Origin of the sequence: Cellulomonas triticagri, assembly GCF_003696205.1 — a bacterium.
Lineage (GTDB): Bacteria > Actinomycetota > Actinomycetes > Actinomycetales > Cellulomonadaceae > Cellulomonas > Cellulomonas triticagri.
Genome location: NZ_RFFI01000145.1, coordinates 1 through 8,829 on the forward strand (window position 1 = coordinate 1; position 8,829 = coordinate 8,829).

Below are 8,829 nucleotides of genomic sequence, written 5' to 3' on the forward strand. Positions count from 1 at the left end.
GCTCGGCCGCCGCGAGCCGGGCGGCCTCGCGCTCCCGCAGCTCCCTGCGGGTCGGCGGGGTGCCGGGTTCGCTCATGACTGACTTCCTCGGTACAGACCGTGCTTGGCGATGTACTGGACGACGCCGTCCGGCACGAGGTACCAGACCGGCTTGCCGTCCCGCGCGCGGGCGCGCACGTCGGTGGACGAGATGGCGAGGGCGGGGATCTCCCACTGGCTCACGCGGTCGGCGGGCAGCCCTGCCACGGAGAGCGTATGCCCGGGCCGCGTGACCGCGACGAACCGGGCCCGCTCGAACAGCTCGGCGGAGTCCTTCCACGACAGGAGCTGGGCGATCGCGTCGGCCCCGGTGATGAAGTAGAGGTCGGCGTCGGGCCGGTCGGCGGCGAGGTCACGCAGGGTGTCGACGGTGTACGTCAGCCCCGGGCGGTCGATGTCGACGCGGCTGACGGTGAACCGCGGGTTCGACGCCGTGGCGATGACCGTCATGAGGTACCGGTGCTCGGCGGGCGTCACGGGGACGTCCTGCTTGAACGACGGCGCCCCGGTGGGGACGAAGACGACCTCGTCGAGGTCGAACCGCGCGGCGACCTCGCTCGCGGCGACGAGGTGGCCGTGGTGGATCGGGTCGAACGTGCCGCCCATCACCCCGAGCCGGGCTCGTCGCTGCGTCATCGGATGCGGGTCCCCTGCCCTCAGCGGTGGCGCGTGCCGACGCTCCGGAACGCGAAGGTCACGAGCAGCAGGGCGATGAGGACGCCGAAGCCGACCAGGCCGAACACGACGGGGCTGAACGGCAGCTCGGTGGTGTGCTCGGCGGCCGTCTCGGCGACGCGCAGCGCAGCGTTCACGTGGTCCTCCCGGGAGGGGTTGAGGTGAGGGTCAAGTGTCGCACGTCCACGGACCGGACGGTCGGGGCGCGCGGGGCGGGGTCAGGGACGGCGTGGTCGGCGGCGGGGTGTCACGGGCGGACGTGCCCGTCGCCGTGCACGACCCACTTGGTGGTGGTCAGCTCGCCGAGGCCCATGGGACCGCGGGCGTGCAGCTTCTGGGTGGAGATGCCGATCTCGGCTCCGAGGCCGAGCTGCCCGCCGTCGGTGAACCGCGTGGAGGCGTTCACCATGACGGCGGCGGAGTCCACCTCCGCGACGAACCGCTCGGACGACGCCAGGTCGCGCGTGACGATGGCCTCGGTGTGCCCGGAGCTCCAGGTGCGGATGTGGTCGAGCGCGGCGTCGAGGTCGTCGACGACGCGCACCGCGAGGTCGAGGGACAGGTACTCGGTGGCCCAGTCCTCGTCGGTCGCGGGCACGACGGTCACGTCCGCGGGCGCGAGGGCGGCGGTCACGTCGTCGCCGTGCACGGTCACGCCCGCCTGGTCGAGCGCCGTGAGCGCGGACGGCAGGAACGACTCCGCCGCGTCGCGGTGCACGAGGAGCGTCTCGGCGGCGTTGCACACGCCGACCCGCTGCGTCTTGGCGTTGAGCAGGATCGGCAGCGCGACGGCCGGGTCCGCGGTGGCGTCGACGTAGACGTGCACGTTGCCGACCCCGGTCTCGATGACCGGGACGGTGGCCTCCCGCACGACGGTGCGGATGAGGTCGGCCCCGCCGCGCGGGACGAGGACGTCCACCAGCCCGCGCGCGTGCATCAGCGCGACGCCGCCAGGACGGCCGAACACGTCGACGGTCTGGACCAGGTCGGCGGGCAGGCCCTGCGCCACCAGCGCCCGGCGCAGCACGTCCACGATGACGGCGTTGCTGGACGCCGCCGCGGACCCGCCGCGCAGCACCACGGCGTTGCCGCTCTTCAGCGTCAGGCCGACGGCGTCGACCGTGACGTTGGGCCGCGCCTCGTAGATCATGCCGACGACGCCCATGGGGACGCGGACCTGCCGCATCCGCAGGCCGTTGGGCAGCGTGGAGCCCCGCACGACCTCCCCGACCGGGTCGGGCAGCGCCGCGACCTCGCGCAGCGCACCGGCGATGGCGGAGATCCGCGCGGGGTCGAGGGCGAGCCGGTCGAGCAGGCCGTCGGACAGCCCCGAGGCGCGGCCGCGCGCGAGGTCCTCGACGTTGGCGGTGACGACCGCGTCGGCCTCGGCGACGAGGGCGTCCGCCAGCGCGTGCAGCGCCGCGTCCTTGACGCCGCGGGTCGCGACGGCCAGGGCGCGCGCGGCGACCTTGGCCCGCCGGGCGACGTCGAGGACGGCCTCCGTCACGTCGGGCGCGGGGCCGGACGGCGACGTCGGCACGGGGGGCTGCGCGTGCGCCCCGCCCGTGGCCGGGGCGTCGAGGGAGGTGGTCATCCCGCCAGACTAGTGCCGGGGACCCGCCGGTTCGACGCGGCTTCCGCCCGGTGGACGTCCGCGCGCGGGCGGATCGCACGTCCGGGTGACGCCGCCCCGCTCAGCGGCGTCGGCGGACCAGCACCAGGTCGTCGCGGTGCACGAGCTCGCGGTCGTACCCCTCCCCCAGGTCCGCGCGCAGCTCGGCGGTGGTCCGCCCGAGGAGCGCGGGCGCCTCCTGCGCGGAGTACGCCACCAGGCCGCGCGCGACGACGGTCCCGTCCGCCCCGGCGATCTCGACGGGGTCCCCGGCCTCGAACTCGCCCTCGACGGCGGTGACCCCGGCGGGCAGCAGCGACTTGCCGCGCTCGACCACGGCCCGCACGGCACCGTCGTCCAGCACCAGCCGCCCCCGGGTGCGCGCCGCGTACGCGAGCCAGAGCAGCCGGGTGGACGCGCGGCGACCCGTCGCGGCGAACCAGGTGCCGACGTCCGCGCCCTCCAGCGCGGGCGCGACCTGCGCGGCCGAGGTCAGCACGACGGGGATGCCGGAGGCCGTCGCGATGGCGACCGACTCGAGCTTGGTGACCATGCCGCCGGTGCCGACGCCGCTGCCCCGGGCGGTGACGTCGATGCCGTCGAGGTCCTTCGGACCCCGCACCTCCGCGATGCGGCGGGAGCCCTCGCGGTTCGGCGGGCCGGTGTACAGGCCGTCCACGTCGGTCAGCAGCGCCATCGCGTCCGCGTGCACCAGGTGCGACACCAGGGCCGCGAGCCGGTCGTTGTCGCCGAACCGGATCTCGTCGGTCGCGACCGTGTCGTTCTCGTTGACGATCGGCACGATGCCGAGGTCCAGCAGCCGGTCCAGGGCGCGCTGCGCGTTGCGGTACTGGGTGCGGCGCATGGTGTCGTCGGCGGTGAGCAGCACCTGCCCGACCCGCAGCCCGTGCGCGGCGAAGGCGCGCGTGTAGTGCGCGACCAGCAGCCCCTGCCCCACGGACGCGGCGGCCTGCTGGGTCGCGAGGTCCCGCGGGCGACGGGCGAGCCCCAGCGGCTCCATGCCGGTCGCGATGGCACCCGACGACACCAGGACGACCTGGTGACCGCCGTTGACGCGCGCGGCGAGGACGTCGACCAGCGCGCGCAGCCGCTCCGGGTCCAGCGGGCCGTCCGGCGACGTCAGCGAGGACGACCCGACCTTGACCACCACGCGGCGGACCTCGGGCAGCAGACGACGGTCGGACAGCGCAGCGGCACTCACGCGCGCCATTGTCCCCCCGCGCCCGGGTCGGACCGTGCACCGGCCCACCCTGTGGGCGGCGCGGGCGTCAGTCCTCGCGCCAGAGACCCGCCTCGCGCTCCGTCCAGAGCTCGGCGCGCGCCTCGGCCTTGGCGTCCATGCGCTCCTTGTACTCCTGGCGCTTCTCGCCACGCGTCGGGCGGCTGCGCTCCTCGATGCGCTGGTCCGTGCCGCGCGGTCCGCCGAGCAGCTCGGAGCCGGTCATGAGCGTCGGCTCCCAGTCGAAGACGACCGCGCGCGGGCCGTCGCCGATCACGACCTCGGCGCCCGCGACGGCGCCGGCCTTGAGCAGCTTCTCCTCGACGCCGATCCGGGCGAGCCGGTCCGCGAGGTAGCCGACGGCCTCGTCGTTGGCGAAGTCGGTCTGCCGGACCCAGCGCTCGGGCTTGGTGCCGCGGACCTGGAAGTACTCGCGGTCGCCCTCGACGCGGCGGGTCACGGTGAACCCGGCCTCGTCCACGGCGCGCGGGCGCAGCACGACGCGGGTCGCCTCGGGGGCGGGGGCCTCGCGGCGCGCCTGCTCCACGACCTCCGCGAGCGCGAACGTCAGCGGGCGCAGGCCCTCGTGGCTGGCGGTGGAGATCTCGAAGACGCGCAGGCCGCGCGCCTCGAGGTCGGTGCGCACCAGCTCGGCGAGCTCGCGGGCCTCGGGGACGTCGATCTTGTTCAGCACGACGAGGCGCGGGCGCTCGGTGAGCGGGACGCGACCGCCCTCGATGTCGAGGTCACCGGCGTAGGCGGCGAGCTCGGCCTCGATGACGTCGAGGTCGCTCAGCGGGTCGCGACCGGGCTCCAGCGTGGCGCAGTCGAGGACGTGCACCAGGACGGCGCAGCGCTCGACGTGCCGCAGGAACTGCAGGCCGAGGCCCTTGCCCTCGCTGGCGCCCGGGATGAGCCCGGGGACGTCGGCGACGGTGTAGCGCGCGTCACCGGCCTGCACGACGCCGAGGTTCGGCACGAGCGTGGTGAACGGGTAGTCGGCGATCTTCGGGCGCGCCGCCGACATCGCGGCGACGAGGCTCGACTTGCCGGCGCTCGGGTACCCGACCAGGGCGACGTCGGCGATGGTCTTGAGCTCGAGCACGACGTCGAGGGCGTCGCCCTCCTCGCCCAGCAGGGCGAAGCCCGGCGCCTTGCGCCGCTGCGAGGACAGCGCGGCGTTGCCGAGCCCGCCGTGGCCGCCCTCGGCGACGACGTACTGCGCGCCGACGCCCACGAGGTCCGCGAGGATCTCGCCGTCGGTGGACTTCACGACGGTGCCGTCCGGGACGGGCAACACCAGGTCCGCGCCGGTGGAGCCCTGGCGGTGGTCGCCCATGCCCTGGGTGCCCGAGGGGGCGTGCCGGTGCGGGGCGTGGTGGTAGTCGAGCAGGGTGGTGACCTGGGGGTCGACCACGAGGATCACGCTGCCGCCGTTGCCGCCGTTGCCCCCGTCGGGGCCGGCGAGCGGCTTGAACTTCTCGCGGTGGATGGAGGCGCAGCCGTGCCCGCCGTTACCCCCGCTGGCGTGCAGGACGACCCGGTCGACGAACGCGGCCATGACACCTCTCCTCGATCCGCCGCCCCGGGGACGGCTCGGCGGTCCACCTCCCGGTGGCCGCTCGGCGGCGCTGCGCCGCCTGCGACGGGCTCCCGACGGGAGTCCCGTGGGACACCCGGACGGGGTCCCACTGTGACACGGCGAAGGGGCGCACCGCTCGTGCGGTACGCCCCTCCGGCCGGATGCGTGCTGCGGGTCAGACCGCCGCGACGATGTCGATGACCTTGCGGCCACGACGGGTGCCGAACTGCACGGCGCCCGCGGTGAGGGCGAACAGCGTGTCGTCGCCGCCACGGCCGACGTTCACGCCGGGGTGGAAGTGGGTGCCACGCTGGCGGACGATGATCTCGCCGGCGTTGACGACCTGGCCGCCGAAGCGCTTCACACCCAGGCGCTGGGCGTTCGAGTCCCGACCGTTGCGCGAGGAGCTCGCGCCCTTCTTGTGTGCCATCTCAGGCCTGCTTTCCTGCGGTGCTGTCTACGGGGACGGGGTCACGGGTCACCTTGCGGCGGCCCCGCGAGGTCACTTGATGCCGGTGACCTTGAGGCGGGTCAGCTGCTGGCGGTGACCCTGGCGACGGCGGTAGCCCGTCTTGTTCTTGTACCGCAGGATGTCGATCTTCGGGCCCTTCTCGTCCCGGACGACCTCGGCGGTGACCTTGACCTTGGCGAGCGCCGCGGCGTCCGACGTCACGGCGGTGCCGTCGACGAGCAGGAGCGCGGGCAGCTCGACGGTGGCACCGGCGCCGGCCGCGAGACGGTCCACGACGACGACGTCGCCGACGGCGACCTTCTCCTGACGGCCGCCGGCCTTCACGATCGCGTACACCACGTTGCTGCTCATCTCTGCTCGTCGAACTTCAGGTTCTGGGGGGCGCCCCGCCCTGCTGCCGACCCCGGGCGCGCCACCGCGGTGGCCGCGGAGCCCGGGACGTCGGCGCCGCTGGGGCGTCACGCAACGAACGGTGCTTCCCGTCGACCGACCGTGCTGAGCACTGCTCGCACGATCACCGTCAGAACGCACCGACGTTCAAGGATACGCGGGCCCACCGCCGAGGGTCAAACCACGGCCCGGGCCCCGGTGCGGGGACCGCCGGGCGCCTCCCCACCAGGGGTGACGCCCGGCGACCTCGCGTCAGCCGTCGTCGCCGTCGCGGACCGGGAGCTCCAGCGGCGGCATGTCGAACAGGCCCGGGTCCACCGGGGTCAGCTCGAGGTGCTGGTCGTCGTCCGCGGACGGGACCCGCACGGCGAGGTCGCCGAGCGCGGCCATGACGTCCAGCTTGGGCAGGTCGGTCGGGGCCGCGGCCACCGGCTCGTCCGCGACGGCGACGGGCTCGACGACGACCTCGGCCTCGACGGCGTCGGTCGTGGTGTCCGCGGCCTCGGGGGCGGCGGGCGCCTCGTCGTCGTGCACGTGGGCGTGCGCGGCGGCGGCGGCGATGGTCGCCAGCGTCGCCTTCACGGCCTCGCGGGCCTCGGGCAGCACCGGCACCGAGGTGCTCGGCGCCGAGGACGACGCGGCGGCCGTCTGCTCCTTGGCCGCTCCCCCGCGCTTGCGGCGCGACTTCTTGCCCTCGCCCGGCTCGGCCGGGGCCTGCTGCTGCGCGCCGGCGTCGCCCTTGGTGTTCTTCTCCACCGGCTCGCTGTGCACGATGAAGCCACGGCCGTGGCAGTGCTCGCAGGTCTCGGAGAACGCCTCGACCAGGCCCTGGCCGACCCGCTTGCGGGTCATCTGCACCAGGCCCAGCGAGGTGACCTCGGCGACCTGGTGCTTGGTGCGGTCGCGGCCCAGGCACTCCACCAGCCGGCGGAGCACGAGGTCGCGGTTGGACTCGAGCACCATGTCGATGAAGTCGATGACGATGATGCCGCCGATGTCGCGCAGCCGGAGCTGGCGGACGATCTCCTCCGCGGCCTCGAGGTTGTTCCGGGTGACCGTCTCCTCGAGCGTGCCGCCCGCACCGGTGAACTTGCCGGTGTTGACGTCCACGACCGTCATGGCCTCGGTGCGGTCGATGACCAGCGAGCCGCCGGACGGCAGCCAGACCTTGCGGTCCATGCCCTTGGCGAGCTGCTCGTCGACGCGGTGGTCGTGGAAGACGTCGCCGGTGCCGGTGTACTTCGACACCTTCTCCGCGAGGTCGGGCGCGAGCTCCCCGATGTACCCGGAGATGGTCGACCACGCCTCGTCGCCCTGGACGACCAGGGAGGAGAAGTCGTCGTTGAAGATGTCGCGGACCACGCGGATCGCGAGGTCGGGCTCACCCTGCAGCAGGGCGGGCGCCGACGCGGTCTTGGACTTCTTCTCGATGGCCTCCCACTGCGACTGCAGGCGGGCGATGTCGGCGCGCAGCTCCTCCTCGCTCGCCCCCTCGGCTGCGGTGCGCACGATGACGCCCGCGGAGTCCGGGACGACCTCGCGCAGGATCTTCTTGAGGCGCGCGCGCTCGGGCTCGGGCAGCTTGCGGCTGATGCCGGTCATGCCGCCACCGGGCACGTAGACCAGGTAGCGGCCCGCCAGGGTGATCTGCGACGTCAGGCGCGCGCCCTTGTGGCCGATCGGGTCCTTGGTGACCTGGACCAGCACGGAGTCGCCGGACTTCAGCGCCTGCTCGATGCGGCGCGGCTGCCCGCCGTCCAGACCGGCGGCGTCCCAGTTGACCTCGCCGGCGTACAGCACCGCGTTGCGGCCCTTGCCGACGTCCACGAACGCGGCCTCCATGCTCGGCAGCACGTTCTGCACGCGACCGAGGTACACGTTGCCGGCCATCGAGACCTGCGCCTGCCGGGACACGTAGTGCTCGACCAGCACCCCGTCCTCGAGCACGGCGATCTGCGTCTTGCCGTGCGCCTCGCGCACGATCATCGAGCGCTCGACGGACTCCCGGCGGGCCAGGAACTCGGCCTCGGTGATGATCTGGCGGCGACGACCGGCGTCCCGGCCCTCGCGGCGGCGCTGGCGCTTGGCCTCCAGGCGGGTCGAGCCGCGCAGCGCGGTGACCTCGTCCCCGCCACCACGCGAGCCGGAGCGCGACGAGCGGCCCGAGCCGGACTCGCCGGAGCCCTCGTCGCCCCCGCGGCCCGAACGGCGACGACGGCGACGGCGACGGCTGCTGCCGCCCTCCTCGCCCTCGGCCTGGTCCTCGGCGGCGTCCTCGCGCTCGGCGTCCGCGTCCTCGTCGCCCTCCTCGGCGGCAGGCGCGTCGTCCTGCGGCTCGTCGGTCGACGCGTCCTCGGCGTCACCACCGCGCGAGCGGCGACCGCGACCGCCGCGGCGGCGACGGCTGCGGCGCGGGCCGCCGTCCTCGGCGTCCTCGGACTCGACCTCGGCCTGCTCGGCGGACTCCGTGGGCTCGACGTCCTCGGCGACCTCGACCGCGTCCTCGTCGACCTCGGTGGCCTCGTCCTCGACCGGCGCCTGCTCGACCTCGGCGCGCTCACCGCGCGACCGGCCACGACGCCCGCGACGGCGGGACGACCCGGAGCGCTCCTCGGCGGGAGCGGCCTGCTCCTGCTCGGCCTCGACGGGCTCGACGGCCTCCGGGGCCTCGGCCGCGGCGGCGGAGATCGCCTCGGGCGAGCCCGAGGGCGCCTGCGCGCGGCGACGGCGGCGCGGGGCCTCCGGCGCCTGGAACAGCAGGGCGGTCGTCGCCAGGCGCGCGGACGACGCGCGCTCCTGCTCACCGGCCGGGCGGGCGG

Annotated in this window: 8 protein-coding genes; all 8 read right to left on the reverse strand. The window is 74.8% G+C overall.

The annotated features are described in order from the left end of the window. Positions 1–72 precede the first annotated feature (72 nt). On the reverse strand, positions 73–675 hold the full coding sequence (gene nadD / locus EBM89_RS18305; RefSeq protein ID WP_122151068.1) for a nicotinate-nucleotide adenylyltransferase: 603 nt from the start codon (positions 673–675) through the stop codon (positions 73–75). 20 nt (positions 676–695) lie between these two features. Then, positions 696–851, reverse strand: a complete 156-nt coding sequence (locus EBM89_RS21905) for a hypothetical protein (RefSeq protein ID WP_199732193.1) — start codon at positions 849–851, stop codon at positions 696–698. A gap of 110 nt (positions 852–961) precedes the next feature. Then, positions 962–2,308 carry a glutamate-5-semialdehyde dehydrogenase gene (locus EBM89_RS18310; protein ID WP_122151069.1) on the reverse strand — a complete coding sequence of 449 codons (1,347 nt, stop codon included), beginning with the start codon at positions 2,306–2,308 and terminating at the stop codon, positions 962–964. Positions 2,309–2,408: 100 nt separating this feature from the next. Continuing rightward, on the reverse strand, positions 2,409–3,557 hold the full coding sequence (proB, locus tag EBM89_RS18315) for a glutamate 5-kinase (protein WP_122151070.1): 1,149 nt from the start codon (positions 3,555–3,557) through the stop codon (positions 2,409–2,411). A 58-nt stretch (positions 3,558–3,615) separates the two neighbouring features. Further along, positions 3,616–5,127: a GTPase ObgE gene (gene obgE / locus EBM89_RS18320; protein WP_122151071.1), complete on the reverse strand. Its 1,512-nt coding sequence runs from the start codon at positions 5,125–5,127 to the stop codon at positions 3,616–3,618. Between the two features lie 196 nt (positions 5,128–5,323). Beyond that, a complete protein-coding gene (gene rpmA / locus EBM89_RS18325) occupies positions 5,324–5,578 on the reverse strand; it encodes a 50S ribosomal protein L27 (protein WP_122151072.1) in 255 nt (84 codons plus the stop codon). A 72-nt stretch (positions 5,579–5,650) separates the two neighbouring features. Next, the gene (gene rplU, locus EBM89_RS18330) at positions 5,651–5,959 is read right to left on the reverse strand and encodes a 50S ribosomal protein L21 (protein WP_199732194.1); all 309 of its coding nucleotides are present in this window, start codon (positions 5,957–5,959) and stop codon (positions 5,651–5,653) included. A gap of 303 nt (positions 5,960–6,262) precedes the next feature. Continuing rightward, the coding region (locus tag EBM89_RS18335; RefSeq protein WP_147463616.1) for an Rne/Rng family ribonuclease at positions 6,263–8,829 on the reverse strand (2,567 nt) is incomplete at its 5' end.

What these genes read in the sequence shown, in the direction of transcription:
- nadD (WP_122151068.1), bottom strand. Translation starts at nt 675, where the DNA reads ATGACGCAGCGACGAGCCCGGCTCGGGGTGATGGGCGGCACGTTCGAC.
- EBM89_RS18310 (WP_122151069.1), bottom strand. Translation starts at nt 2,308, where the DNA reads ATGACCACCTCCCTCGACGCCCCGGCCACGGGCGGGGCGCACGCGCAG.
- proB (WP_122151070.1), bottom strand. Translation starts at nt 3,557, where the DNA reads ATGGCGCGCGTGAGTGCCGCTGCGCTGTCCGACCGTCGTCTGCTGCCC.
- obgE (WP_122151071.1), bottom strand. Translation starts at nt 5,127, where the DNA reads ATGGCCGCGTTCGTCGACCGGGTCGTCCTGCACGCCAGCGGGGGTAAC.
- rpmA (WP_122151072.1), bottom strand. Translation starts at nt 5,578, where the DNA reads ATGGCACACAAGAAGGGCGCGAGCTCCTCGCGCAACGGTCGGGACTCG.